This window comes from Undibacterium hunanense, assembly GCF_014284335.1.
GTDB classification, from domain to species: Bacteria; Pseudomonadota; Gammaproteobacteria; order Burkholderiales; family Burkholderiaceae_D; genus Undibacterium; species Undibacterium hunanense.
Genome location: NZ_JACOGF010000108.1, coordinates 1 through 201 on the forward strand (window position 1 = coordinate 1; position 201 = coordinate 201).

A 201-nucleotide genomic window follows, 5' to 3' on the forward strand; every position below is an offset into this window, starting at 1 on the left:
GTACGCCGGAGCCGTCAGCGGCTGCGCCGGAGACGTCGATACGGTTCAAACCACCGTTGGCACCAACTGTTGTGGTATCAAAGTTGATGAAGCCGCCAACTTTGCCTGCACCTGCTGCTGTACCGATGGTGACGGTGCCTGTGTGGGCTGCTACGCTACCCAGGGCAACGGTGTTGTTTTCTGAATCAGCATCAACGATGG

General features: G+C 57.7%; 1 protein-coding gene. It reads right to left on the reverse strand.

Annotated features, from left to right (window positions below; genetic code table 11):
- A partial coding sequence (locus tag H8L32_RS27525) for a hypothetical protein (RefSeq protein ID WP_186951041.1) occupies positions 1 to 201 on the reverse strand: 201 nt, incomplete at both ends.